We start from the raw sequence: 25,171 nt of genomic DNA, 5'->3' as shown, positions 1-25,171 counted from the left end.
GCGCAGCCCCCGGCCGCGCCGGCGCCCGCGCCCGCCGCACCCGCCCCCGCCGCCAAGCCGGCGCAGGCGCCCGCCGCACCGGCCGCCGGAGGCGAGACCGAGTTCGTGACCCTGCGCGGCCCCGCGGCCGCCGTGGCCAAGAACATGAGCGCGTCACTCGAACTGCCGACCGCCACCTCGGTGCGGGCCGTTCCGGTGAAGCTGCTGTTCGACAACCGCATCGTCATCAACAACCACCTCAAGCGCGCCCGCGGCGGCAAGGTCTCCTTCACGCACCTCATCGGCTACGCCATGGTGCAGGCGCTCAAGGCGATGCCGTCGATGAACCACTCCTTCGCGCTGAAGGACGGCAAGCCGACGCTGGTCAAGCCCGAGCACGTCAACCTGGGCCTGGCCATCGACCTGGTGAAGGCCAACGGCGACCGGCAGCTGGTCGTCGCGGCCATCAAGCAGGCCGAGACGCTGAACTTCTTCGAGTTCTGGCAGGCCTACGAGGACATCGTCCGCAGGGCCAGGGCCGGCAAGCTCACCATGGACGACTTCCAGGGCGTCACGGCCTCGCTGACCAACCCCGGCGGCCTGGGCACCGTCCACTCGGTGCCGCGGCTGATGCCCGGGCAGAGCATGATCCTCGGCGTCGGCTCGATGGACTACCCGGCCGAGTTCCAGGGCACCTCGCAGGACACCCTGAACAAGCTGGGCATCTCCAAGGTCATGACGCTGACCAGCACCTACGACCACCGGGTGATCCAGGGCGCCGCCTCCGGCGAGTTCCTGCGGATCATGAACCAGCTGCTGCTCGGCGAGAACGACTTCTTCGACGACATCTTCGCGGCGCTGCGCATCCCGTACGAGCCGGTCCGCTGGCGCACCGACATCGACACCGCGCACGACGACGACGTCACCAAGGCCGCCCGGGTCTTCGAGCTGATCCACTCCTACCGGGTGCGCGGCCACGTCATGGCCGACACCGACCCGCTGGAGTACCGCCAGCGCAAGCACCCCGACCTGGACGTGCTGGAGCACGGGCTCACCCTGTGGGACCTGGAGCGGGAGTTCGCGGTCGGCGGCTTCGCCGGCAAGTCGCTGATGAAGCTGCGCGACATCCTGGGCGTGCTGCGGGACTCGTACTGCCGCACCGTCGGCGTGGAGTTCATGCACATCCAGGACCCCAAGCAGCGCAAGTGGATCCAGGACCGCATCGAGCGCCCGCACGCCAAGCCCGAGCGCGAGGAGCAGCTGCGCATCCTGCGCCGGCTGAACGCGGCCGAGGCGTTCGAGACCTTCCTGCAGACGAAGTACGTCGGCCAGAAGCGCTTCTCGCTCGAAGGCGGCGAGTCCGTCATCCCGCTGCTCGACGCGGTCATCGACGCGGCCGCCGAGTCCCGGCTCGACGAGACCGTGATCGGCATGGCCCACCGCGGCCGGCTCAACGTGCTGGCGAACATCGTGGGCAAGTCCTACGCCCAGATCTTCCGCGAGTTCGAGGGCAACCTCGACCCGAAGTCGATGCACGGCTCCGGCGACGTCAAGTACCACCTGGGCGCGCAGGGCACCTTCACCGGCCTGGACGGCGAGCAGATCACCGTCTCGCTGGCGGCGAACCCCTCGCACCTCGAAGCGGTCGACCCGGTTCTCGAAGGCATCGCGCGGGCCAAGCAGGACATCATCAACAAGGCCGGCACGGACTTCACCGTCCTGCCGATCGCGCTGCACGGCGACGCGGCCTTCGCGGGCCAGGGCGTCGTCGCCGAGACGCTGAACATGTCGCAGCTGCGCGGCTACCGCACCGGCGGCACCGTGCACGTGGTGATCAACAACCAGGTCGGCTTCACCGCCGCCCCGGAGTCGGCGCGCTCGTCGATGTACGCCACCGACGTGGCCCGGATGATCGAGGCGCCGATCTTCCACGTGAACGGCGACGACCCGGAGGCCGTGGTCCGGGTGGCCCGGCTGGCCTTCGAGTACCGCCAGGCGTTCAACAAGGACGTCGTGATCGACCTGATCTGCTACCGCCGCCGCGGGCACAACGAGTCGGACAACCCGGCCTTCACCCAGCCGCTGATGTACGACCTGATCGACAAGAAGCGCTCGGTGCGCAAGCTCTACACCGAGTCGCTGATCGGCCGCGGCGACATCACCCTGGAAGAGGCCGAGCAGGCCCTGCAGGACTACCAGGGCCAGCTGGAGAAGGTCTTCACGGAGGTCCGCGAGGCCACCGCGGCGCCGGTCGAGCACGAGGCGTCCGGTTCGCAGTCCGAGTTCCCCGTCGCGGTGCCGACCGCGGTGTCCTCGGAGGTCGTCAAGCGGATCGCCGCCTCCCAGGTGAACATCCCCGAGCACGTCACCGTCCACCCGCGGCTGCTGCCGCAGCTCCAGCGCCGGGCGGCGATGGTCGAGGACGGCACGATCGACTGGGGCATGGGCGAGACCCTGGCCATCGGTTCGCTGCTGCTGGAGGGCACCCCGGTCCGGCTCGCCGGCCAGGACTCCCGGCGCGGCACCTTCGGCCAGCGGCACGCGGTGCTCATCGACCGGGAGACCGGCGAGGACTACACCCCGCTGCTCTACCTGTCGGAGGAGCAGGCCCGCTACAACGTCTACGACTCGCTGCTCAGCGAGTACGCGGCCATGGGCTTCGAGTACGGCTACTCGCTGGCCCGCCCGGACGCGCTGGTGATGTGGGAGGCGCAGTTCGGCGACTTCGTCAACGGCGCGGCCACCATCGTCGACGAGTTCATCTCCTCGGCCGAGCAGAAGTGGGGCCAGACCTCCGGCGTCACGCTGCTGCTGCCGCACGGCTACGAGGGCCAGGGGCCTGACCACTCCTCGGCGCGCATCGAGCGCTTCCTGCAGCTGTGCGCGCAGAACAACATGACGGTGGCGGTCCCGACCACCCCGGCGAACTACTTCCACCTGCTGCGCTGGCAGGTCCACAACCCGCACCACAAGCCGCTGATCGTCTTCACCCCGAAGTCGATGCTCCGGCTCAAGGCGGCGGCGTCCAAGGCCGAGGACTTCACCTCCGGTGCCTTCCAGCCGGTCATCGCCGACGAGTCGGTGCAGGCCGACGCCGTCCGCAAGGTCGTCTTCTGCTCGGGCAAGGTCTACTACGACCTGGTCGCGGAGCGGGAGCGGCGCGGTGCGAACGACGTGGCCTTCATCCGTATCGAGCGGCTCTACCCGCTGCCCGGTGTGGAGATCCAGGCGGCCATCGCGCCGTACACCAAGGCGCAGAAGTTCGTCTGGGCGCAGGACGAGCCCGCCAACCAGGGCGCCTGGCCGTTCATCGCGCTGAACCTGATCGACCACCTCGACCTGCTGCTCGGTGCGGCCCCCGACAACGCCGACCGGCTGCGCCGGGTCTCCCGCCCGGCGTCGTCCTCCCCCGCCGTGGGCTCGGCCAAGCGCCACCAGGCCCAGCAGGAGGAGCTGATCAACGAGGTCTTCGAGATCTGACGGCCTGCCCCACCGCGAAACGGCGGGTGGCCCGTACCAGTGAGGTACGGGCCACCCGCCGTTTCGCGGTCCGGGCGGTCAGGAGGCGAACGGTTCGAAGTCCCAGTAGGGACGGGTCCTGGAACGGGCCGCCACCGTGTGCGGGTGCTGCGGGCCGAGGGTGCCGGCCAGCGCCGCGAGCGCCTCTTCCTCGATCTTGTCCGCCTCCGGCCGCCTGCGCAGATTGCGCAGATCGGTGGCCAGCGCGGTCTGGCAGGACAGCGTCAGGGGGTGCTTCTTGCCGAGGGTGGCGGCCGCCAGCTCGGCGGTCTGACGGCTCAGTTCCGCGGCGCTTTCCGGGTCGCCGGAGAAGTTGCGTGCGCCGGTGGCGTTGAGTGCGCAGCCCAGCGTCCAGGGATGCTCCGCACCGACCGCACGGGTCATGGCGACCAGCGCGCCCTCGATCTCGATCTGCGACTGCTGCCGTTCGCCGGCCGCCCGCAGGACCAACCCGTGGTTCCCGAGCACCCCGGCGGCGTACGGGTGGTCCTGGCCCAGCTGCCTGCGGTACTCCCGCAGCGCGAACTCGCTCAGCTCACGGGCACGGTCGAGGTCGCCGTGCTCGCGCTCGAAGCTGGAGAAGGTCGTCGCGACCCGTACGGTCAGCGGGTCGAGGTCGCCGAGCACCCGCTGGCACCGTTCCAGCAGCCGGGCCTGCAGATTCGCCGCCCGCGGGCGGTCGCCACCGCGGTGGTAGCACAGCGCGAGGTTGTGCTCGGCCAGCAGCGTCTGCGGGTTGTCGGCGCCCAGGACGGTCCTGTGCACCTCGCAGTTGCGCTCCTGGACCGAGGTGGCCTGGTCGTAGCGGCCGACCAGCCTGAGGTCGTGGGCGAAGGCGTACTCCGACGACAGCGTCCAGTTGTGCCGGTCGCGCAGCAGCTCGCGGCGGGCCTCCAGGGTGTTCTGGTCGAGTTCCATCGCCTCCTGGTACCGGCCGAGCAGCCGGTAGGTCACCGCGATGTTGTTCTGCGCGCTGAGGGTGCGCGAGTCCTGGATGCCGACCAGTGCCGCGTAGCCGTCGCGGACGGCGGCCGACAGGTCCAGCGCCTCCGTGTAGCGGCCGAGGTTGCGCAGGTCTGCGGCCAGGTTGCCGCCGGCCCGCATGACCAGCAGGTCGCGGTCGCCGCGGTCGGCGAGCAGCTGCTCGTAGGCACCGCGGTCCAGGGCCTCGGTGGCCTCGTAGTCGCCGGTGGCACGCATGAGATTGGCGTGGTGGTGGAGGAGATCCCACAGCCTCGGGTGCCCGGCGTCCAGCAGATGCGGCCAGTTCTCCGTGGCGATCTCGGCGACCCGCAGCCCGGCACGGTACTCGCCGGACAGGTACAGGTAGCGCAGGCAGTTGAGCACCATGACCTGGATCTCGGGGTTGGTGCTCTCCAACGCGCCGGACGAGGCCAGGTGGGGCACGATCTCGGCGTAGCGCGGCCACAGCCGGGTGTCGGTGGGCCGGCCGGGGTCGGCGGCGGCGAGGATCTTCCGCACCACCCGGGAATAGGTGTTGAGGTCCTCCTCGGGCATGTCGGCGCGGACCGCCTGGTAGACCAGCCGGTGCATCTGGACGACCTCGGTGGACCCGACGGACTCCTCCGCCGTGGTCTCCTGCGGGTCGGACTGGATGACCGACCACTGGGCGAGCTTGCTGATCGCGGAGTTCCACAGCAGCGGATCGCCCATCAGCCCGCCCAGCTGCTCGGGCACGTCACGGATGGGCAGGTCCCGCAGCAGCCGTACCGGGATCGGCCCCGGTGCGAAGAAGACGCACAGCCGCAGCAGGTCGACGGCCTCCGGCTTGTCCTCGCGGAGCCGGTTGAGCAGTATCGAGAAGGCGGTGTAGTACGTCATCTGGAAGTCGGCGGCGACCTTGAGGCCCGGTTCGATGTCGGCGCCGTGCCGCAGCAGCTCGATGTACTCGTCCACCGGGGTGTTGGAGTCGTTGAGCGCCCCGGCGTTCTGGTCCAGGGCCAGGGCGAGGTCGCCCAGCGCCTCGGCCAGCTTGTCCGCGTCCGCCTCGTCGAGCCGGGGCGCCCGCCGCCGCACGAAGGCGACGGACTCCACCCGGTCGTAGACCGGGACCTCGATCAGGACGCTGTTGTGCTCACCCCAGTCGCGATTCTGCGAGGTGATCAGAACGTGGCCGGGTCCGTTGGGCACCAGGTCGTGGATGTCGTCGGGCTGGTCGGCGCCGTCGAGGATCACCAGCCAGCGCCCGTACGGCTCACCCCGGCGCAGCGCGTCCCTGACCGTGCGCAGCCGTTCCCCGTACTCGCGCCCGGTCACCAGTCCCAGCGCCGGGGCGAGTCCGGCGAGCTTCTCGCGCAGGGTGCCGCGCTCGGCGGCACGAACCCACCAGACCACGTCGTACTCGGGACCGAAGCGGTAGACGTACTCGGTGGCGATGTGGGTCTTGCCGACGCCCGACAGGCCGAAGAGGGTGACGACGCCCGCACCGGGCTCGGCCTGCTGGAACTGCTGGTGCATCTCCCCCAGCAGTTCCTCACGGCCGGTGAAGCGGGTGTTGCGACGTGGCATGCCGCCCCACACCGCGGGCTGCTCCAACGGAAAGCGGGGGCCGCCGGCGCCGCCGAGGGTGTCACCCGAGGAGCCCCGGGAGTGGCTGATGCCGAGCCGGGTGAGCAGCCGGCGCTCGGCCTCCGCGGCCCCCAGGCCCCACAGATCGGTGGCGGCGAGCGAGGCGACGGCGCTGGGCAGTGCTGCCGGGGTCACCGAGACGGCGGCGAAGCGCTCGCTGTGAGGTGGCACGATCCGGCGCAGCGCGGCGTTCCATTCCTCGTAGGTGCGCGGGCCGAGCCGGAAGTACCACTCGGAGAGCACGATCAGCACCCGGCCCTCGGACAGCAGCAGGTCTTCGAGCGCGTCGTCGATGCGGGTCTCGGGGGTGACGTCGAGGCGCTGGAGGACCGCCTGCACACCGTGTCTCTCCAGCCGGCTGGCGATCCAGGAGGCCCAGGCCCTGTTGTAGCCGGCGAAGCTGATGGTCACCGGCCCGCGTGCGATTGCCGCCGCGGTGCTACGCCCTCCGGCCATTCGACCGTCTCCCTCGTGTACATGCGATGTCCTGACGTACCAACAGGTGGCTGAGTCAGAAACTACACTGACATGGTCACCTGCTGACGTACGGTCATACTGCTTTTCGGATGTTCCCACCCGGTCAGACGCCTTGGCGCCGCCAGATGACACGGGCGGTCTCGACATAGGCGGTGGCCCGAGCCAGATGGCCTTCGGGTGGTGTGTGCTCCTTGAGCCGGCGGTGGTGTGCCGCCATGGCGGTGACCAGGGTGCGGCCCTGCACGGTGAGGCGACTGGAGCCGAGCAGCTGCGGAAGCGCGACCTCGACCTGCTGGCGGCAGCGGCAGTGGTCGGCCCAGGCGGCGTCCCTGACCGCGGTCGCGGCCCCGCTCATCGCCACACCGAGGTGGAAGTCGGCCAGCGCCAGGTGGGCGTAGGCGCCGTGGAAGAGGCCGTCGAAGGGCCGCGGGTCCGGTCGCCAGGGCGCCCAGTACCGCGGGGTACCGTCCGCGGTGTGCAGAACCGTCATCGCGGACAGCGCCAGCAGCTTGGTGTGCTGCAGTTCGTGGACCAGGGTCGCGGCCAGGTCCAGCCCGTGCTGTGGAGTGCTGCTGAGCAGCGCGCCGAAAGCCTCTCCGCGGGTGGCGCTGCAACGCGCGCTCTCCGAGCCGTCGAGCGGTACGAAGCAGCCGAGGAGCGCGCCGACCTCCCGGGCACGCCCGCCGCCGCCCAGCCGTAGCCACGGCTGCGCGTCCTGCCACGCGGTCTGCCAGCGAGCGTACCGGCCCGGCTCCAGAACGTGGGACGCGGTCAGCCCGCGCGGGTTGGAGCCCCGCTCCTCGTCGCGGTAGGGGTCGCTGTCGTCGACCAGCACCGGCCGCCCGCCGGCCCATCGCAGCGCCCTGGTGGGCTGCCAGGCGGCCGCAGCCGACCGCCAGACGGCATCGGGTCCGCGCCTGACCTCCACCCGCCGCCCCCGGCCCGCAGCAGGCGAGGAGTGGAGGTGCCGTGCTGCCCCGCCGTCGCCTGCCACGTCCAGGTGCAGCCACAGCCGAGGGCCGTCGCCGCTCACCCGCACAGATCGAAGGTCTCCGCTCACAGCGCAGCCGCCGAGGGTCGGCAGGGTCAGCAGACCGGCCCGCACCGGGACGTCGGCGGTGAACCGCAGGCCCGCGCGGGCCGCCGCGGCGGCGGCGATCGCGGCCAGGTGCGACAGCTCGGCGGTGGCCTCCCTGGGCCGGTCGGCAGCGGTCACGGCACGCAGGGCGCGTTCGGCCCAGGCGCCGGTGAGCGGGTAGTGGACGACCTGGCGGGCGGCGGCCGGGTCGGCGCGGTCGGCAGCCGCGAGCAACCGCCAGTCCGCCGTCACCCGGGCCGCCGCGGCAGGCGGCAGCGCACCGGGCGGCGCCTCTGCGACGGTGTCGAGCAGGGCGCGCAGCGTGAGCAGCCGGAGCCGCCGTTGGTGGGTGACCAGCAGGTCGAGTGCGCGCGGGTCGCTCGTGGTACCGCCGAGAGCACGAAGCAGGGGGTCAGGTACGGTCACCGGCCTGTCCCCCGGAGTGCGCCACCGGAGTGGGCGCCGGCCGCCTCGGCCAGGCGCGAGCCGACATGGCGGATCAGATACGCCAGATCGGCGCAGTAGACCGATCGGTTGCGGAAGCCGCTGCCGGCCAGGTAGCGGTGGGCGTAGTGGCCGCCGCCGCAGACGGTGACCAGCGCGCAGGCTGTGCACTCTGCGCCCAGGCCGCCCAGGCCGGCCTGGCGGGCGGCGACGCCGGGGTGCGCGAGCACGTCGTCGAAGCTGTTGCGGAAGACGTCGAGCCCGGTCGCGGCGGCGCCCTCGTACGCCGACTTCAGCGAGTCGACCTGCTCGATGCTGCCGTCGGTCTCGACCACGGCCGCAGCGAAGGGCTGCAGGCCGAGCTGTTCGGAGGCCGCGGGGGCGCCGAGCAGCAGGGCGACGCACTCCTCGAAGAGCCGGACCCTGGTCCTCCTGCGGTCCGCCTGCCACCAGCGGTCGAAGACCGCGGTGAGCCAGCGGCCGTAGGGCGCCGGATCCGCGGGCGGCGCGGGCAGCCCGGGCGGGGGTGTCGTCCAGTTGCCGTGCGGCAGCAGCAGGTCGATGGCGGGGGGCGCGAAGGACAGCAGCGAGTCGTAGACCTCGACGGGATCGTGCCCCAGGTCGACCACACACAGCACGCCGGCGTACGCCTCGGACCCGGTCTCCGCGAGCATCCGCAGCCCGGCCGCGGCCGCGGGCCAACCGGGGCGGCCCGCGTGGTCCACCCGGGCCGCGTTGTGCCGGGGCAGTCCGCCGTCGAGGCTGACGCCGATCCGTATACGCGCGTCGCGCAGGCGGGCGACGCCGTCCCGGGTGAGCAGGGTGGCGTTCGTCTGCACGACCGCCTGAACGGTGCAGGGCACGGTCCCGCGGATCCGCTCGACCTCGGCGGCCAGCCGGTCGGCGCCGGACAGCAGCGGTTCGCCGCCGTGCAGGACGACGGAGACCTGGCGCAACCGGTGGGTGGTGGCGTGCTCGGCGATGCGTTGCGCCGTGCGCTCGGCGACCCGGGGGGCGACCGTACGGGGGCGGTGACGCCAGCCGTCGTCCTGGCCGGCGTAGAGGTAGCAATAGGTGCAGGCCAGGTTGCACCGGCTGTGCGTCTTGAGGATGAACTGCCGTATCGGCTCCGCGCTCGCGCTGCCGGTCCGCAGCCCGGTCCGTGAGCGCCGCTGTGCCATGTCGCCTCCCCGACTTCCCAGCCGCCCCATCGGCCTCCGCGGTTGTTCCCGCCGGACGGCCCACCGCAAACGCCTGACCCGCGTTTTGGCTGTAATACCGCGACGCCCGTCCTATTCCGGGGAAGACCCGGGGCGGGGTCGCCGTGGCGGGCGTCGCACGTGTGCGGTGGGGCACGTCCGGCACCCGCTGCCGCAGGGCAGGAGCACGGATGTCGCCCCTACATCGAGCTGTTGAACGCCCAGAGCGCCTCGCCGCCGGGTTCGGCGACCCGTTCGCGCAGGTCGTTGACGAGGGCGGCGAGCACCGGGTGCTCGACGGTTCGCAGGGTCTCCAGGTCGAGTCCCAGTACATCCGGCGCGGACGCGCCACCGTGCGGCTCTTCTTCCATCACGGACCTCCGTGTCCAGGTGGGTTGAGCGCGGCCAGGCGCTCAGCGGTGCGGCGGCCGGCTTCGCCGCCCTCATCCGGGAGTTGGCGCCAGCCGGCCAGCGCCGAGCGGTACGCGTCGGCCGCGGCCCGTGGGCGGCGGGCCGATTCGTAGACCACGCCACGCCAATGATGCGCCTGTGAGGCGAGCCGCACCATGGGGCGCGGGTCGAACGCGCGGGCAGCGGCGGTCTCGGCGGAGTCGGCAGCGCGCCGGTAGGCGTCGGCGGCCAGGTCGAGGCGTTCCGAGCGCCGGGTGTGGTCGAACCCGAGCCGGTGCACTTCGCCGAGTTCGTACGAGATCCGCGCGATCTGCCCCGGCTCGACGGCGGGTTGGACGGCCCGCAGCAGGACGTGCTCGGCCTCGCGCAGGTCGACCAGGTCGCCTTCCGCGACGTAGCGCAGCACGAGCGCCCGGCCGAGCATCAGCAGCCGGGCGGGCAGCCGCGGGTCGTCGGAGGGGGTCTCCATCCGGCAGTCGCGCAGCACCAGCACCGCGCGGTTGACGAACAGTTCGCCGCCGGGGAGCGCGGCCCGGTCGAGCAGCGCGCCGCCCCATTCCGCGACGAGGTTGCTGTATTCGGGGCGGTCGCGCGGGGTGAGCCGGCAGGCTTCCGCGAACCTGCCTGCGGCGGCTTCGAGTTCGCCCGGCTGGCCGCCCTCGGCGTGCCGGGCGGCCCTGATCCGGCCGGCCCTGGCGAGGATGGTGGCCCGCAGCAGCCGGTCGCGGGTCTCCCCGAGGGCGCGGTCCACCAGCCGCTGGGCGTCGGCCAGCCGGCCGCCCGCCAGCAGCAGCGCGTCGACCAGGGCGAGGATGGCCGGGACGAGCTGTTCGGGGCCTGCGTCCTCGCGGTGGAGCGCGTCCAGGCCGGCCTCGAAGGAGGTGGCGGCCTGCTCGGCGCAGACCTGCTCGCGTTCCCGGTCGACGGCGGCGCCGGCCAGCCGGAGCAGGGCGCGGCCGTGGGCGAGGGCGAGCTGGCTGGGGCGGTCGGCGGCCGGCGGCCAGGCGTCGGCGAAGGCTTCCAGCGAGCCGACGGTCTCTTCGAGCAGGACGGCGTCACCGCTGATGAGCCACTGGTCCTCCAGCACTTGGACGCGTTCCATGGTGGCGGCCAGCAGTTCTGCGCGGTCCAGTCCCGGTGCGGCGCAGACCGCGGTCAGTTCGCGGTCGGCGCGGCGCAGCAGCTCCAGGGCGGCGCGGGTGTCGCCGACGGCGGCCCGGTCGTCGGCCGAGGCGCGCAGCACCCCGGCCCGCACCGCGCGGGCCTTGACCGAGCCGGGGTGGGCGGCGGCGGTCTCCGCGGCGTCCTGCGCCTCGCGCAGCAGTCCGGGGCCGCCGCGCAGCCGCCACAACCTGATGAGCTGCTCGGCGAGTTCGCTCCACAGCTCCGGATCGGTGCCGTGCCGGAACTCCTCCGCCGCGGCCTTGCGCAGCAGCTGCACGGCCTCCATCAGGTTCTGCACCATGCCCTCGTCGCGGAACTTGGTGACGAGTTCCCGTGCCCGCAGCACCACGGACGAGGTCCCGCCGGGACCGCCGGGGCGGGCGCCGCCCCGCAGGGCGCCGCCGCCGGCCAGCGGCACGAACCGCTCCAGGACGCGGGCGGCGACCTCCGCGAAGGGCTGCTGGGAGTCGGCGCCCGCGGCGGTGCTCTCCGCGCGGGCGGTGTCCCGGGCGGCGGAGGCGACGGCCGCGTCCGAGGCGGCGTCGCTGGGCGGGCCGCCGTCGGTGAGCTGGGTGATGGCCAGCGCGGGGAAGTTGGGTCCGCTGCGGCCGAAGCGCTGCACGACGTATTCCGAGCAGTGCTTGAGCACCAGCCGGGCCTCGTCGAGGCCGAGCGGCCCGAGCAGCGCGTCCCGCACGCCCGGCGCGAACTCGTACCACCGGTGGTCCTCGCCCTCGACTCTCACCACCAGCCCGCTGAGCAGCACTTCGGCCAGTTCGGCCGGCCCCGAGTCGGGCAGCATGGTGCGCTGGACGAGCTGCATGACGGGCAGGAAGAGCGGCGCCGCGGACAGGTAGACGGCGAGCTGGGCCGCGGCGGGCGAGGCGGCGGAGCGGAAGCGGCCGACGAGAGCGGTGGGCGGTACGGTCGCCCGGCGCGGGCGGCCTGGGCTCGGCGGCTGGTCGGAGCGCACCCAGCCGACGGCGGCCGGCACCTCGCCTGCGCCGATACCGGCCAGCAGCCGCGCCCAGGCGCCCAGCGCCTGGGCGGTGGGCGGCAGTACGGGCACCGGCAGCGCGTCGCCGGCGGGCGGTGTGGTGAAGCCGCCGGCGCCGGCCGAGAAGCGCAAGGGCGCGGCGGGCAGCGGGCCTTCGGCCCGGTGCAGCACCCCGTAGGAGACCGGCAGCCGGGTGCGCGACCACAGCCGGGCGGGCAGCGGCTGGAGTACGGCCACCGGGCCGTGTCCGGCGAGCCGGTGCAGCAGCCGGTGCGCCTGCCCCGAGCGCCACAGCGGCCCCGCGCAGTCGCTGACCAGGAGGGTGATCCGGCGGCCTGTGGGGTCGATCAGCTGGTCGGCGGAGCGCAGCGCGGACGGCTCGGGGTCGAAGCGGCCGCTGACCGCGGGGGCGCCCTCGGGGGTGGCGTGCAGATGGCGTATCTGCACCTCGTGGAAGGCGCCGAGGCGTTCGAAGACGCCGCCGAGCTCGCGCAGCATCCGCTCCCACACGTACATCGACGAGGAGGCGTCCATCAGCAGCTGCATGCTGGCGTTGCCGCGGCCGACCGGGCGGAAGACCGGCAGCAGCAGCCCGCCGGCCAGGGCGGAGTGCTCGGCGGTGGCGGCCTCGTCGAGGGTCTCCCGCAGCGGCCGGGCCGGGCTGCGGTAGCGCTGCAACGGCCGCAGCGCCGACTGGAGTTCGAGCAGCCGGGGCAGCGTCGGGGCCTCTGGGACGGCCACGGTGAGGCCGGCCTGTCCCAGGTGCGCGCGGCCGGGTTCGGCCACGCCGGGGTAGAGGTCGACCATGCCGCCGCTGTCCCGCTCCGGCGGCACCAGGCGGCTGCCCCGCCCGTCGGTGCCGTCCGCCGGGACCTGCGGCAGGTCGCCGGGGGCGCCGCCCTGGCCGCCGCCGCTGTCCGGGCCGGGGTCGCGCGGCCGGTCGGCCCGGACGGGTTCCGGCGCGGTCGGCACCGACCAGCGGGCCAGCCAGAGCGCGTCGGCCAGTTCGCCGGTGCCGGGTTCGAGCCCGGCGCCGCTCAGCCTGCCGACGAACTCCGCCATCGGGTCGGGTGCGGGCCGCCCGCCGCCGGCGTCGTCCGGGGGCACCTCGGCCGGCTGTCCGGGTCTGCGGTTCGGCTCGGCGTCCACAGCCGCCTCACCTGGGCCGGTCGAGCCGCTGGATGAGCATGTCCGCGAGCCGGGAGCGGGTGGGGGGCGCGGCATGGTGGGTGAGGTAGATCGCGTTGAGCAGCTGGTCGGTGGCCAGCAGTTCGCTGCGCGAGCGGTCGAGGAAGCGGGCGACGAGGTCCTCGCCGACGGTCGCCGCCTCGTCGCCGAGGTGGGCGCGCACCACGGTGGACAGCCGCTGGTGGTCGGGGCGGTCCAGCTCCAGGTGGATGCAGCGGCGCAGCAGCGGCGCGGGGAAGTCCCGCTCGCCGTTGCTGGTGAGGATCACGAAGGGGAAGGCCCGGCAGCGGACCCTGCCCTCCCCGACGGTGACCTTCGCGCCGTCGTCGGTGAGGACGTCGACCTGCGGCTCGCGCTCCGCGAGGCGTTCGAGTTCCGGGATGCCGTACTCGCCCTCCTCCATCACGTTGAGCAGGTCGTTGGGCAGGTCGATGTCGCTCTTGTCCAGCTCGTCGATGAGCAGCACGCGGGGCTTGGCGGTGGGCAGCAGCGCGGTGCCGAGCGGGCCGAGCCGGATGTAGCTGCCGATGCCGCCGGGCGGGGCGGTGCCGGAGTGGGCAGCGATCTGGTTGTCCTGCAGGCGGGCGATGGCGTCGTAGCGGTAGAGCCCGTCCTGCAGCGCGCTGCGGCTGACGATCGGCCAGTGCAGCACCCGGCCCAGGCCCAGTTCGTACGCCACCGCGTGGGCGAGGGTGCTCTTGCCCGTGCCGGGGCTGCCGGTGACCAGCAGCGGGCGGCGCAGGTACAGCGCCGCGTTGACCATCTCCAGCTCCTCGGGGCTGGGCCGGTGCATTTCGGCCATGTGCCGGTAGGCGCCGAGCCTGCGGGCCGAGGAGCTGTCGGGCCCGGGTCCTGGCGCGACCAGCGGGCCGCCGTCGAAGTCCCGCCAGGGCGGGGGCTCGGGCAGCGCGTCGATGCGGGTGTGGGGTTCCCCGGTGCCGCGGTAGATGAGCCAGTCGCCGGACGGGCCGGGCTCGGTCATGTCACTCACCTCGATACCTCGCATCCCTGGTCAAGGGGTCTCCAACGGCTCGTCGGTCCCGGGCAGCGGCCGGGTCGGATCGTGATAGAAGAGCATGAGACCGGCGGACCAGAACTTTTCCGGCACCCCGTCGTCCACCTCGGCGCGCAGGTCGGCCAGCATCCGCGGCAGCCGGCCCGCGGACTTCGCGGTCCGCACCGCCTTGACCATGCCGCGATGAAAATCGGCGCACACCGCCTCCTGGGCGACCGGCCGGCGGCGCCACAGGGCGATGCTGTAGCCGCTGCGGACGATGCGGTCCAGCGCCTCGGGCACGGTGGCGGCGCTGCGGCAGAGCGCCGGCAGGGTGTCGCGGGGGCGGGCGCGCAGGTCCGCCTCGTCCGGGAGCGGGCCCGGGGCGCCCTCGTCGCAGTCCAGGATGTGCGTACGGGGCGGCTGTTCGTGCAGCGCGCGCCAGCGGGCAGCGCGCGCCGCAGCCGCCGGAGCGTCCTCGTCCGGCATGTCGATACGGCGGATGACCACCGGGCGGTCGGCGTCGATGCCGAGCAGCCGGACGTCGGAGAATCGGCCCACCAGGGCTCCGGGGACGGCGAGTTGGATGACTGCAAGCGTGCCCGAGCCGTCGCAGCGGCGGAAGGCCTCGCGCAGCGGTTCGCGCAGTCGGGCCGCCAGCGCGTCCAGTTCGGTGCCCGCGTCGAACTCCTCCTCGACGCAGTCGACCTCGCCGCTCTCCGGTACCGCGCTCACCCGCCAGTCGTAGCGGCCCGGCTCCCAGCCGCGCGGGAAGATCTCCACCAGCGTCTCCGGGCCGTGCCGTTCGGCCGCGGCAGTCCGATCCGCGCCGGGCGCGGACCTGGCTCGCAGCCGGCTCCTGCGCTCGTCGGCCAGTGTGCGGCGGAAGAGCCGGCTGAGCGGGATCGCGGCGCCCGCGGTCTGCTGCGCCCAGCTCCACAGGGCGCGTTCCGCCGACTCGTCGGCGGCGGTCGTCCGGTCGGCGGTGGCGGCGTGCACGGCGTAGCGCAGCACCGCCTCCAGCTCGGTGGTGCCGCGCCGCAGGTCGTAGAGCAGGCCGAGGCCGTCCCGCCAGGCGCGCGGGGCGACCGGCAGGCCGAGGGCGCGGCCGCCGCGGACCGCCCCGATGACGCCCTCCAGGCTGCCGGCGTCGGCCGGCGGCGGCAACTGGGCCAGAAGGCCCAGCAGTTCGGTGCGCTGGCCGGGGGTGAGGGCGCGGCCGGCGCAGGCGCCGATCTCGCTGTGCGCGTCGGTCCAGGTGCCGCCGTCGTCGCGGACGAAGGCGTGCCGGTCGGCGTGGTACAGGTCGTGCGCGGCCATCACCCGGTGGTAGAGGTCGAGCGAGGGGTCGTCCGGGTCGCCCGCGGGCAGCCGGCGCAGCTGCTGGACGCCGACCGCCTGGCCGCCGTCCTGCCCCCGCCTGCGGGCCTTGAGCACCCCGATCACCTCGCCGCGCACCAGGTCCACCACGGGGCCGCCGGACACGCCGTGCGGCATCTCGTCCTCGTTCCCCAGCTTGAGCACCCCGCTGGTGCCGGCCTGGCCGCTGATGGTGCACCTGCCGTTGTACGGCTCGGGCTCGTCGCCCGGGGTGTACCCGAAGAAGGCGACCTGGTTGGTGGTGTACGCCTTGGCGGTGCGCTCGGTCAGCCACACGCAGGGGTGGTCGACCGGGTCCAGCAGCCGGATCAGCGCGAGGTCGGGGGCGGGCCAGCTGCCGCCGTCGTGACCGGCCGGCTCGGCCCACTCGACGACGCCGCCGAGCATGCGGTCGCCCCAGCCGACCGTGACCTCGCGCGCCGCCGGCTGCCCCACGCCCGCCGCCTCCTCCGATAATCCCCGGCACGCCACATGGGCGCAGGTCAGCACCCAGTTCGGCGCGACGAAGAAGCCGCTGCCGTACAGCGGATGGCCGGGCTTCGCGCCATGGATACGGACGGTCGCGTCGCGGACCAGCGGGACGAGGATCTCTGCCGGGTCGATGGGTTCGGGCTCATCGATCCGCGGCGTCACCCCGCGCCCCCCATGCCGTCGATCGCATCTGTCGCACCCGTCACAGCGGTCAGCGCGCCCATACCACCCCCCTGGCCGATCATCCCGAAAGGCTAGTGCCTGCCGCCGCCTGCGCGAGGCCCTTCGGGCAACTCCTATCCTTGTCCAGTCTGTCCCCGTCCTTCGCTGTTCTTCCCCGCCCAGCGACCCTCCCACCCCTGTTTCAGGAGCAGATCTTGTACTTCACCGACCGCGGCATCGAGGAGCTCGCCGACCGGCGCGGAGAGGAGGAGGTCACGCTGGAATGGCTCGCGGACCGGCTCCGCGAGTTCGTCGACCTCAACCCGGAGTTCGAGGTCCCGGTGGAGCGCCTGGCCACATGGCTCGCCCGCCTCGACGACGAGGACGACGAGGAGTAGGTCCCCCGGGGGTTCCCCCCGAGCTGCCCCTTTCCGCCTGTCCCGGGATCTTCCCCCGGCAGCGGCGGGGCGCGCGGTTCCGCCCCCGGAGCTTTCGCCTGGGGGTACCCCCAGCGCCCCTGGAAGCCGCCCCCTCCATCGGGGAGCCCCTCTTGACTTCCCGGGGACGCGATATATCGTGTTCTTCGGATGACGCGATATACCGCGTTGGGCGACGGCAAGGAGGGGCACGATGGAACGGACCGTCACGGAACCCGGGAAGTTCGAGTTCGAGGACGCCGTGGACACGCTCCGGGTCAGGATCGTCGGCGGCGCGGTCAACGTGGTCGGCACCGACGAGGGGCCGGCCCGCATGGAGGTCACCGAGCTCGACGGGCCGCCGCTGAAGGTGCAGCGGGAGGGCTCGACGCTGACCGTCGCGTACGACGACCTCACCTGGAAGGGCCTGCTCAAGTGGCACGACCGCCAGGGCTGGCGGCGCCGCGCGGTGATCTCCCTCGCGGTGCCCCCGCACACCTCCGTCGAGGTCGGAGTGGTCGGCGCCGGCGCGGTGATCTCCGGGATCAGCGGCCGCACGGTCGTCCAGGGCGTGCACGGCGACACCACCCTGGTCGGCCTCACGGGACCCGTGGAGGCCAAGACGGTCGCGGGCAACGTCGAGGCCCAGTCGCTGTCCGGCGACCTGCGGGTCAACACCGTCTCCGGCGACCTCACCGTCGTGGAGGGCAGCGTCTCCAAGGTCCGGGCGGACTCGGTCAGCGGCAGCATGGTGCTCGACCTGGACCCGTCGGGCGGCGCCGACGTCCGGCTGACCACCGTGTCGGGCGAGATCGCCATCCGCATCCCCGAGCCGGGCGACGCCGAGGTCGAGGCGAACACCACCAGCGGCCACCTGTCCTGCGCCTTCGACGAGCTGCAGGTCACCGGCGGCTGGGGGGCCAAACGGATCACCGGGCGGATGGGCTCAGGCGGCGCACGGCTGCGGGCCACCACCGTCTCCGGCGCGATCGCCCTGCTGCGCAGGCCGCCGCTGGACGACGCGCCCTCCCTCAGGAAGGACATCTGACATGGCGCCCGTCTTCGCGCACGGCCGGCTGCGGCTGTACCTGCTCAAGCTGCTCGACGAGTCGCCGCGGCACGGCTACGAGGTGATCCGGCTGCTGGAGGAGCGCTTCCAGGGGCTGTACGCGCCCTCGGCCGGCACGGTCTACCCGCGGCTGGCGAAGCTGGAGAAGGAGGGCCTGGTCACCCACTCCACCGAGGGCGGCAGGAAGGTCTACGCCCTCACCGACGAGGGCCGCGCCGAACTCGCCTCGCGGGCCGACGAGATCGACGGCCTGGAGGCGGAGATCCGCGAGTCCGTCTCGACGCTGGCCGCCGAGATCCGCGAGGACGTGCGGGGGGCCGCAGGGGACCTGCGCCGCGAGGTGGCGGCCGCGGCCCAGCAGAGCCGCACCCGGCCCGAGGGCGCGCGCAGCCACCAGGACGTCAAGCAGGAGTGGCGGGAGCGCGCCCAGCGCGCGAAGGAGGAGAGCCGCAGGGCCAAGGAGGACGCGCGGGACGCCCGCCGGCAGGCGAAGGCCGCACGGGACGCGGTGGACAGCGCGCGCGACGAGGTGCAGCAGATCGTCCGCCAGGTGCAGGAGCAGGTCCAGTCGCACGCGCGCGGCGGCGACTGGCAGTCGGGCGTCCGCGAGGGCCTGGCGGAACTGACCCGGCAGCTGGGCCAGTTCGGCGGCGGCATGGGCCGCCCGGGCGCGCAGCCGCCGCGGACGGCCAAGGACGCGACGCCCGAAAGCGCCCCGGCCGAGGACACGGCGGCCCACGGCGAACCGGCCGAGGACGTGGTGGACGACACCCCGCCGTCCGCCGACCCGATGCGCGACCTGGAGCGGCTGCTCGACCGCTTCCGCGACGACATCCGCGACGCGGCCCGCGATCTGGGCGTCGACGACGGCCAGTTGCGCGAGGTGCGGCGCCACCTGTCGGCGGCGGCCGCGCACATCACGGCCGCGCTGCACACCGGCGGGCGCTGAACCGGGGGCCGGGGCCGGGGATCAGGCGGTGAGCACGATCTTGCCGAACACCTCGCCCCGCTCCAGCTGTTCGAAGCCCTCGCGCGCCCGGTCCAGCGGCAGCACGGTGTCGACGACCGGGCGTACGCCGGTGGTCGCGCAGAAGTTGAGCAGGTCCTCCAGCTCGTCCTTGGTGCCCATCGTCGAGCCGACGACGCGCAGTTCGAGGAAGAAGATCCGGTTCAGCTCGGCGGCGGGCGGGTTGGGGCCGCTGGTGGCACCGGAGATGACCAGGGTGCCGCCGGGGCGCAGCGACTTGACCGAGTGCGACCAGGTGGCCGCGCCCACCGTCTCGATGACCGCGTCGACTCGCTCGGGCAGCCGCCCGCCCGGCTCCACCACGGCGTGCGCCCCCAACTCCAGTGCCCGCTGCCGCTTCCCGGCGTCCCGGCTGGTGGCGTAGACCCGCAGCCCGGCCGCCTTGGCCAGCACGATCGCGGCGGTGGCGACCCCGCCTCCCGCGCCCTGCACGAGGACCGCGTCACCGGGGCGCACCCCGGCGTTGGTGAAGAGCATGCGGTACGCCGTCAGCCACGCGGTCGGCAGGCAGGCGGCCTCCTCGAAGCTCAACCCGGCCGGCTTGCGCAGCACGTTCCAGGCCGGCACGCTGACCCGTTCCGCGAGCGTGCCCTGGTACTTCTCGGTGAGCAGCGAGCGCCGCTCGCGCGGTCCGACGCCGTGCCCGGTCTGGCCGATGACCGAGTGCAGCACCACCTCGTTGCCGTCCTCGTCGATGCCGGCGGCGTCGCAGCCCAGGATCATCGGCAGGCTCTCCTGGCCGAGTCCGACCCCGCGCAGCGACCACAGGTCGTGGTGGTTGAGCGAGGCGGCCCTGACCGTGACGGTGGTCCAGCCCTCGCGCCTGTCCGGCTCGGGGCGCTCCCCCAGTTCGAGCCCGCTCAGCGGCTGCTCTGCGTCGATGCGTGCTGCGTATACGGCGAACATTCCCCGACGGTAACGCACCCGCTCCCGGCACTGCGCGGGCGAGTGACCGCTCCCCCTGCCCCGTGCCGCGGGCAACGACCACTCGGTGAGGTGGTCCGGTGTGCGGGTCCCGGGCGTTCACGTCTGCTTGGCCGTGATCTTGTCGGTGGGGAGTTTGCGGGTGAAGGCGAGGCTGGCGAGGGTGATGCCGCCGGCGGCCAGGATCGCGGCCTTGAGGGCGTTGAGCTGTGCCTCGGCGTAGGAGTCGACGACGGCGTCCACTTCGGCGGGCGGCAGCCCGGCCTTCTCCGCGCCCGCGCGCACCTCGTCGGCGCTGACGAAGCTGACACCGGCCTCCATGCGGACGCCCGCCTCCTCGCGGGTCGCGGCCGAGACCGACGGGTTGTCCTCGATCTCGGTGGTGAAGGCGGTCACCAGGGCGCTGATGAGGATGGAGCCGATCAGGGCGGTGCCCAGGGACGAGCCGAGGTTCTGGGCGGTGTACTGCAGGCCGCCGACCTCGCTGCGCTCGCTGTCGCCGACGCTGGACTGCACGACGTTGCCCAGCTGCGAGGCCAGCAGCCCCATCCCGAGGCCGAGGACGGCCATGGCGAAGCCGAAGGACAGGTCGTCGATGTGCGGGTCGATCGTGCCGAGCAGCCACAGGATCGCGGCGAGCAGGACGAGCAGGGCGATCCGCACGACGGTACGGGGGCTCATGAACCGGCCGAGGAACGGGCCGCTCATCGCGGACAGCAGCATCAGGATGGAGACCGGCAGCAGCCGCAACCCGGTCTCGAAGGCGTCGAGCCCCTGCACGACCTGGAGGTAGAGAGGGATGACGAAGAACAGCCCGAGCAGGATGAGGTTCTGGCTGAGCAGCATCGTCAGGCCCGACCGCAGCGCCGGGACACCGAACAGCGAGAACCGGACCAGCGGCTCGGGGTCGCGCTCGCGGGTGCCCCGGCGTCCCGAGAGCCGGTTCTCCCAGGATCGCAGGAATCCCAGCAGCACACCGCCCGCGGCGATCACGAAGACGGTCGGGGCGAATCCGAGGATGGTGAAGGGCGGGTTGCGGGGCTGCAGCCAGCCCCAGGAGCTGCTCTGCAGGACGCCCAGGACGATCAGGGCCAGACCGGCCGCGGACAGCACGGTGCCCCGGATGTCGAGCCGTGCCCGCTGCTCCGCGCGCGGCGGGTCCTTGGCGATCCAGCGGAGCAGGGACAGCATCGCGGCGACGAGGACGACCTCACCCGCGAACACCAGCCGCCAGGTCGCGTAGGTGGTCAGCCAGCCGCCCAGCAGCGGCCCGACGGCGATGCCCGCGCCCGCAAGGCCGCCGATGACGCCGTAGGCGACCGCCCGGTCGCGGCCCCGGTAGGCGCTGCCGACCAGAGCCGCCAGCGCGGGCAGCACCAGCGCGGCCCCGAGGCCTTCGATGATCGACCAGCCCACGGCGAGCACCCACAGGACCGGCGCGACGGCGGTGAGCGCCGAGCCGACACCGTAGACGGCCAGGCCGATGCCGAAGATGCGCCGGCGGCCGAACATGTCGCCGAGCTTGCCCCCGGTGATCATGAACGCCGCCATCACCAGCGTGTAGAGGGTGATGACGCCCTGGATCGCGGTGACCTCGGTGTCGAAGTCCTCCACCAGCTGGCTGATCGACACGTTCATGACCGAGGTGTCGAGCACCATGAGGAACTGCGCAGTGCCCAGGACCGCCAGCGGCCGCCACCGTACCACCGCGCACCTCCGCCGCTTGTCGCCCGGTAGATCCGGGTGGAAGACCCTTGTTCGCACTTTGGGGCGATATGCGAAAGAGGGCCTTCATGGTGGCCCGCTCAGGAAGGGTGCGCGTGCACGCCGCGCCGAGCCAGGAGGGGCAGACCGGCGGCGCCCCGGCCGCACGGCCCAGGTGGGCATCGCCGTGGATGGTCGCCGTGCCGATCCCGGGCGCCCTCGGGCATCGATGTACTCACCCGCCCTGCTGCGCCTTGTGCCCGGCGGGCGACCCCGCATCCCGGGCAGCCCGCCCGGAGGCGGCCAGGAGGGCGATCAGGGCGAGGAGGACCAGCAGGACCAGGAGCAGGAAGAAGATGGTCAGGGCAGTGGGGTGGTTCCAGAAGGCGAAGGCCGCAGCGATCACGAGGAGCACGGCCAGGGTGATCCACCGCCGGTGGCGGTCGGTCCAGACGCCGGTGCGGCCGGTGCGGATCCGGTTGCGGTAGGCCCACAGGGCGATGGAGTCGGAGGTGCGTTCCGAGGTGCCTCGGACGGCGACGGGCAAGCGGCCGGGGCCGACCAGGTAGGCGCCCAGTGCGATGACGATCCCGAGGACGATCGCGGTGACGAGGCTGACCCGCAGGAAGTGGATCAGGGTGTCGTAGACGGCCGCCGCGGCGTCGTGCGACTGCACGGTGGCGGGAAGGTGGTCGAGGTAGTAGCCCCGGAAGACGGCGAGCACGATGGCTACGACGAGGCTGGCGAAGGCCGCGCCCAGGGCTGCGCGGGCCAGCGCCCTGCGGCGCCGGTGGGCCAGCAGCACGCCCGCCGCGCCGACCACGACGGTGAGCAGGGGCAGCCAGTTGCCGAGGACGTCCAGCGCATGGGCGAGCTTGCGGATCTTGCCGAGCTGATCGGAGTCGAGCAGGACGAGCTGCTTGTCGCTCGACGGGATGGCGGAGGCGACAGGCACGCCCTCGGCTTCCAGCTCCTTCTTCAGATTGTCGACCGCGGTGCCGACGTCCAGGGTGACGGTGCCGTCGGTGACGTTGACGGCGCCTTGTCCTTCGCCGGTCAGGGCGTGGACGACCGCGCGGTGAACGGTGCGGTTGGCGTTCTCCCAGGTAGCGGCGAACCGGTCACTCCGCACGACCCGCGTCGCGGCCTTGTGGACCGTGTCGTCCACGGCGGAGTCGAGCTGGGGGCCGAGTCCCTTGACCGCCTGTACGGCCTTGGGCGGCAGGCCCTGGGACTTCAGCCAGGCCGCGAGCTGGTCGGCGGCCTCCGGCCCGTTGACCCGCACGTCGACCGCCTTGGTGATGCGGGCCACCGCCGCGTCCTGCACAGCGCGGTTCCTGGCCAGGGGCGCGACGGTGGACACGTAGCGGTCGGTGTCCAGCACGATGTCGTGGACCCACACGGCCACCAGGGTCAGCGGTACCAGGACACAGGTCAGCACGATGAGTACGGCCGAGAACGTGCTGCGCGCGATCCGGCCTGCTGTCGCCCCCGCCCTTTTCGCACCTCCCGGGGATTCGGGAGCGGCGGCAGGCGGTGCCGGGCTGCTCATGGGCGCTCCCTGTCCTCGGGATTGATCTCCTCTCCCCATTGGCACGGCTCGATGGACGGATGGCACGTGCAGGCGGGCCATAAGGACGAGGCCTCGGGGAAGTCTTCGCTGCCTCTTCCGTTGCGGCTCATCCGTCCGGGTGCACATCGACAACGACCAGCGGGTCGTTGGGCACGTGGTCGGAGTGGTCCGAGCGAGCCGAGGTGGTCGGAGCCATGCAGCCCAGCGAGTACGCGGATACGCGCGGGCTCCGCCTCGCGCTGGCGGGCAGCGAGGCGGACTTCGCGCGCCGCCTGGGGATCGTGGTCGTGGACGTCCTGCGCGGCGTCCCGGTACCGGATTGGGCAGGCGATGCGGGGACGAGCCGAGCGGGTGTGGCCCCTGAGCCGACTCGCAAAGCCATGCCCGGCCATCGAACCGTCACATGCGAGGCCACGTACGGGTGCGACCCGGACGCGACCGGTTGCCGGCCCGGCTGAATGCGGCTGGGGAACCGCAAGGCGGCTCCCCAGGCTGCCGCGGTGGCCGATCTGCCCTGACCCGGTGGGCGGGCCGCCGACGACCTCCAAGTCCCGGCGTACCGTCCCCGTTTGGCGAGGTCGTCACCGACGCCCTCCGCACGCACCTTGCCGCCCGCCCCTCCAAGGAGTGGCTGTTCACGACGGAGGAGGGCGAGCCCCTCAACTACCGCCGCTGGAAGACCGAGTCGAACGGGCGAGGGCCGCAAGGCCGTCGAGCTGCCCCGCATGGTGACCCGCGGCCTGCGGCACTTCCTGCGGATCCACGCGCACCTGTGGCCGGGCGAAGAAGACCGCACCCGGTCCGCGATGGACGCCGTTCTCGGCGGCCTGCGGGCCGGGTGCGGACCGGTAAGCGACCTGACCAGCGAAAATGCGGGTCAGACGGCCTGACCGGAGATCAGGCCTTCTTGGTCTCCCAGAAGATCTTGTCGATCTCCGCGATCAGGTCGAGGGCCTTCTGGCCGGTGGCCGGGTCGTTCGAGGCCTTGGCCGCGCTGAGGGCCTTGAGCGTGTCGTTCACCAGCTGGTGGAGCTGGGGGTACTTCTCGAAGTGCGGAGGCTTGAAGTAGTCGCTCCACAGCACCGAGACGTGGTGCTTGGCCAGCTCGGCGCGCTGCTCCTTGATGAGCACGGCACGCGTGCGGAAGTCCGCGTCCTCGTTGGCCTGGTACTTCTCCTGGACCGCCTTGACGGACTCGGCCTCGATGCGGGCCTGGGCCGGGTCGTACACGCCGCAGGGCAGGTCGCAGTGTGCGCTTACCTTCACCTTGGGCGCGAACAGGCGAGTGAACATGGCTGTCCTTCCTCGTGATCGTCTTTCAGGTGGGACATTACTCCCTGGAGGAGTCGATTTCTCGGGTGCCCCAGGTGGCTTGGGTCAAAAGTCTGGTGTCACCCTGGGTCCGATGGCGGAACGAACCAGGAGGCGTTCATGCGGGAGCAGGGGGCCAGGCCGTCGTGGCAGCTGGTCGAGGTCACTGGTCCGTCGATGGCACCCACGCTGCTGCACGGGGACTGGCTGCTGATCCAGAAGATCAGCAGCGGCGCCGAGCTGGTGCGCGAGGGGGACGTCGTGGTCCTGAAACACCCGTTGCAGCAGGACCTGCTGATCGTGAAGCGGGCGGTGGAGCGCCGCGAGGGCGGCTGGTGGGTGCTGGGCGACAACACGTTCGTGGAGAACGACAGCAGGGAGTTCGGCACCGTGCCGGACGACATGGTGCTGGCGCGGGCCAGGGGGCGCTTCCGGCCGCCGCGCGAGCTTCAGCGGTCGGTGGCCGGGGTGGCGTCCTGGGCGGCGTCCTGCGTGCGGCCGCTGCGGCCCGACCGGTCGCTCTCCAGGCGCTTGCGCGCCCGGTAGGCGGCCACGTTGGCGCGGGTGGCACAGCGGTCGGAGCAGTAGCGACGGGACCTGTTGGTCGAGGTGTCGACGTAGGCGTTGCGGCAGGGCGCGGCCTCGCAGATGCCGAGCCGGTCCACGCCGAGCGTGGTCAGCTGGAAGGCCAGGCCCATGCAGGCGGTGGCCGAGTAGCCGGCGGTGGCGTTCGCGGCCTGTTCCGCCAGGTGCATGTGCCAGTCGGGGCGCCCGGTGGCGTCGAGGTGGTCGTGCCCGGAGATCTGCGGGCTGACGGGGAACTCCAGCAGCAGCGCGTTGAGCAGGTCGACCGCCCGTACCTCGTCCGCCTCGTCGGCCGCCTCGAACACCCCGCGCAGCCTGGTGCGCACCGCACGCAGCCGGGGCACGTCGGCCTCGACGGCGCGCGACCCGGCGTGCGAGGCGGGGCCGAACAGCTCCCGTACCGCCTCGACCGAGGTCAGCGAGTCGGTGCCGCGCAGTGGTTCCTCGCTGTTGACGAGGCGCACGGCATAGTCCGAGTAGTAGGCCAGATCCACAGTGGTCCTCTTGGTC

Annotated in this window: 17 protein-coding genes and 1 pseudogene; 6 read left to right on the top strand and 12 right to left on the bottom strand. The window is 72.8% G+C overall.

Features of this window, described 5'->3' with window-relative positions; all coding sequences use genetic code 11:
* Window positions 1-3,459: multifunctional oxoglutarate decarboxylase/oxoglutarate dehydrogenase thiamine pyrophosphate-binding subunit/dihydrolipoyllysine-residue succinyltransferase subunit (locus NFU81_RS24025; protein WP_251493310.1), on the top strand; the 3,459-nt coding region annotated here is incomplete at its 5' end.
* A gap of 78 nt (window positions 3,460-3,537) precedes the next feature.
* On the opposite strand, the gene fxsT is transcribed toward NFU81_RS24025, so the two are convergent.
* From fxsT to NFU81_RS23990, 7 genes are all read right to left on the bottom strand, one after another.
* Window positions 3,538-6,543: an FxSxx-COOH system tetratricopeptide repeat protein gene (gene fxsT / locus NFU81_RS24020; protein WP_251493307.1), complete on the bottom strand. Its 3,006-nt coding sequence runs from the start codon at window positions 6,541-6,543 to the stop codon at window positions 3,538-3,540.
* Between the two features lie 124 nt (window positions 6,544-6,667).
* On the bottom strand, window positions 6,668-8,068 hold the full coding sequence (locus NFU81_RS24015) for an aKG-HExxH-type peptide beta-hydroxylase (protein ID WP_251493305.1): 1,401 nt from the start codon (window positions 8,066-8,068) through the stop codon (window positions 6,668-6,670).
* A complete protein-coding gene (locus tag NFU81_RS24010) occupies window positions 8,065-9,267 on the bottom strand; it encodes an FxsB family cyclophane-forming radical SAM/SPASM peptide maturase (RefSeq protein WP_251493302.1) in 1,203 nt (400 codons plus the stop codon). Before NFU81_RS24010 ends, NFU81_RS24015 begins: the two co-directional genes overlap by 4 nt.
* 218 nt (window positions 9,268-9,485) lie before the next feature.
* Window positions 9,486-9,656 carry an FxSxx-COOH cyclophane-containing RiPP peptide gene (gene fxsA, locus NFU81_RS24005; protein ID WP_251493300.1) on the bottom strand — a complete coding sequence of 57 codons (171 nt, stop codon included), beginning with the start codon at window positions 9,654-9,656 and terminating at the stop codon, window positions 9,486-9,488.
* Window positions 9,656-13,006, bottom strand: a complete 3,351-nt coding sequence (locus tag NFU81_RS24000) for an SAV_2336 N-terminal domain-related protein (protein WP_251493298.1) — start codon at window positions 13,004-13,006, stop codon at window positions 9,656-9,658. The genes fxsA and NFU81_RS24000 overlap by 1 nt, the downstream gene beginning before the upstream one ends.
* Window positions 13,007-13,013: 7 nt before the next feature.
* Window positions 13,014-14,027, bottom strand: a complete 1,014-nt coding sequence (locus NFU81_RS23995) for an AAA family ATPase (RefSeq protein WP_251493296.1) — start codon at window positions 14,025-14,027, stop codon at window positions 13,014-13,016.
* Between the two features lie 30 nt (window positions 14,028-14,057).
* On the bottom strand, window positions 14,058-16,052 hold the full coding sequence (locus NFU81_RS23990) for a VMAP-C domain-containing protein (RefSeq protein ID WP_251493294.1): 1,995 nt from the start codon (window positions 16,050-16,052) through the stop codon (window positions 14,058-14,060).
* Between the two features lie 215 nt (window positions 16,053-16,267).
* Between NFU81_RS23990 and NFU81_RS23985 the strand changes: the two genes are divergently transcribed.
* The 3 genes from NFU81_RS23985 to NFU81_RS23975 all read left to right on the top strand — a co-directional run bounded on the left by NFU81_RS23985 (window position 16,268) and on the right by NFU81_RS23975 (window position 18,486).
* The gene (locus NFU81_RS23985; protein ID WP_251493292.1) at window positions 16,268-16,450 is read left to right on the top strand and encodes a DUF6104 family protein; all 183 of its coding nucleotides are present in this window, start codon (window positions 16,268-16,270) and stop codon (window positions 16,448-16,450) included.
* A gap of 232 nt (window positions 16,451-16,682) precedes the next feature.
* Window positions 16,683-17,516: a DUF4097 family beta strand repeat-containing protein gene (locus NFU81_RS23980; RefSeq protein WP_251493290.1), complete on the top strand. Its 834-nt coding sequence runs from the start codon at window positions 16,683-16,685 to the stop codon at window positions 17,514-17,516.
* Window position 17,517: 1 nt separating this feature from the next.
* Entirely contained in the window at window positions 17,518-18,486 is a 969-nt protein-coding gene (locus tag NFU81_RS23975) for a helix-turn-helix transcriptional regulator (RefSeq protein ID WP_251493288.1), read from the top strand.
* 21 nt (window positions 18,487-18,507) lie between these two features.
* On the opposite strand, the gene NFU81_RS23970 is transcribed toward NFU81_RS23975, so the two are convergent.
* The 3 genes from NFU81_RS23970 to NFU81_RS23960 all read right to left on the bottom strand — a co-directional run bounded on the left by NFU81_RS23970 (window position 18,508) and on the right by NFU81_RS23960 (window position 22,744).
* Window positions 18,508-19,470, bottom strand: a complete 963-nt coding sequence (locus tag NFU81_RS23970; RefSeq protein WP_251493285.1) for a zinc-binding dehydrogenase — start codon at window positions 19,468-19,470, stop codon at window positions 18,508-18,510.
* Between the two features lie 117 nt (window positions 19,471-19,587).
* On the bottom strand, window positions 19,588-21,195 hold the full coding sequence (locus NFU81_RS23965) for an MFS transporter (RefSeq protein ID WP_251493283.1): 1,608 nt from the start codon (window positions 21,193-21,195) through the stop codon (window positions 19,588-19,590).
* A gap of 232 nt (window positions 21,196-21,427) precedes the next feature.
* The gene (locus tag NFU81_RS23960; RefSeq protein ID WP_251493281.1) at window positions 21,428-22,744 is read right to left on the bottom strand and encodes a hypothetical protein; all 1,317 of its coding nucleotides are present in this window, start codon (window positions 22,742-22,744) and stop codon (window positions 21,428-21,430) included.
* A gap of 549 nt (window positions 22,745-23,293) precedes the next feature.
* Between NFU81_RS23960 and NFU81_RS41020 the strand changes: the two are divergent.
* Window positions 23,294-23,655 (top strand): annotated as a pseudogene (locus NFU81_RS41020) (tyrosine-type recombinase/integrase); the annotation flags it as partial.
* A 7-nt stretch (window positions 23,656-23,662) separates the two neighbouring features.
* Here NFU81_RS41020 and sodN read toward each other — a convergent pair.
* Window positions 23,663-24,058 (bottom strand): superoxide dismutase, Ni, encoded by a 396-nt coding sequence (gene sodN / locus NFU81_RS23955; protein ID WP_033171806.1) that lies wholly within the window; start codon window positions 24,056-24,058, stop codon window positions 23,663-23,665.
* 138 nt (window positions 24,059-24,196) lie between these two features.
* On the opposite strand from sodN, the gene sodX reads away from it, so the two are divergent.
* Window positions 24,197-24,622 (top strand): nickel-type superoxide dismutase maturation protease, encoded by a 426-nt coding sequence (gene sodX, locus NFU81_RS23950; protein ID WP_251493279.1) that lies wholly within the window; start codon window positions 24,197-24,199, stop codon window positions 24,620-24,622.
* Here sodX and NFU81_RS23945 read toward each other — a convergent pair.
* Entirely contained in the window at window positions 24,526-25,155 is a 630-nt protein-coding gene (locus NFU81_RS23945; RefSeq protein WP_251493277.1) for a CGNR zinc finger domain-containing protein, read from the bottom strand. The genes sodX and NFU81_RS23945 overlap by 97 nt on opposite strands.
* Between the last annotated feature and the right edge of the window lie 16 nt (window positions 25,156-25,171).

The sequence above is a fragment of the Actinacidiphila cocklensis genome (assembly GCF_907177275.1).
Taxonomy (GTDB): Bacteria; Actinomycetota; Actinomycetes; order Streptomycetales; family Streptomycetaceae; genus Actinacidiphila; species Actinacidiphila cocklensis.
The sequence above is the reverse complement of the archived record's forward strand: the minus strand, read 5'-3'. Positions and strand labels throughout refer to the sequence as shown.

Bases quoted from the DNA above. Each gene is read 5' to 3' on its own strand.
- NFU81_RS24010 (WP_251493302.1), bottom strand. From the start codon at position 9,267: ATGGCACAGCGGCGCTCACGGACCGGGCTGCGGACCGGCAGCGCGAGC.
- NFU81_RS23995 (WP_251493296.1), bottom strand. From the start codon at position 14,027: ATGACCGAGCCCGGCCCGTCCGGCGACTGGCTCATCTACCGCGGCACC.
- sodX (WP_251493279.1), top strand. From the start codon at position 24,197: ATGCGGGAGCAGGGGGCCAGGCCGTCGTGGCAGCTGGTCGAGGTCACT.
- fxsA (WP_251493300.1), bottom strand. From the start codon at position 9,656: ATGGAAGAAGAGCCGCACGGTGGCGCGTCCGCGCCGGATGTACTGGGA.
- fxsT (WP_251493307.1), bottom strand. From the start codon at position 6,543: ATGGCCGGAGGGCGTAGCACCGCGGCGGCAATCGCACGCGGGCCGGTG.
- NFU81_RS23960 (WP_251493281.1), bottom strand. From the start codon at position 22,744: ATGAGCAGCCCGGCACCGCCTGCCGCCGCTCCCGAATCCCCGGGAGGT.
- NFU81_RS23975 (WP_251493288.1), top strand. From the start codon at position 17,518: ATGGCGCCCGTCTTCGCGCACGGCCGGCTGCGGCTGTACCTGCTCAAG.
- NFU81_RS23980 (WP_251493290.1), top strand. From the start codon at position 16,683: ATGGAACGGACCGTCACGGAACCCGGGAAGTTCGAGTTCGAGGACGCC.
- sodN (WP_033171806.1), bottom strand. From the start codon at position 24,058: ATGTTCACTCGCCTGTTCGCGCCCAAGGTGAAGGTAAGCGCACACTGC.
- NFU81_RS23970 (WP_251493285.1), bottom strand. From the start codon at position 19,470: ATGTTCGCCGTATACGCAGCACGCATCGACGCAGAGCAGCCGCTGAGC.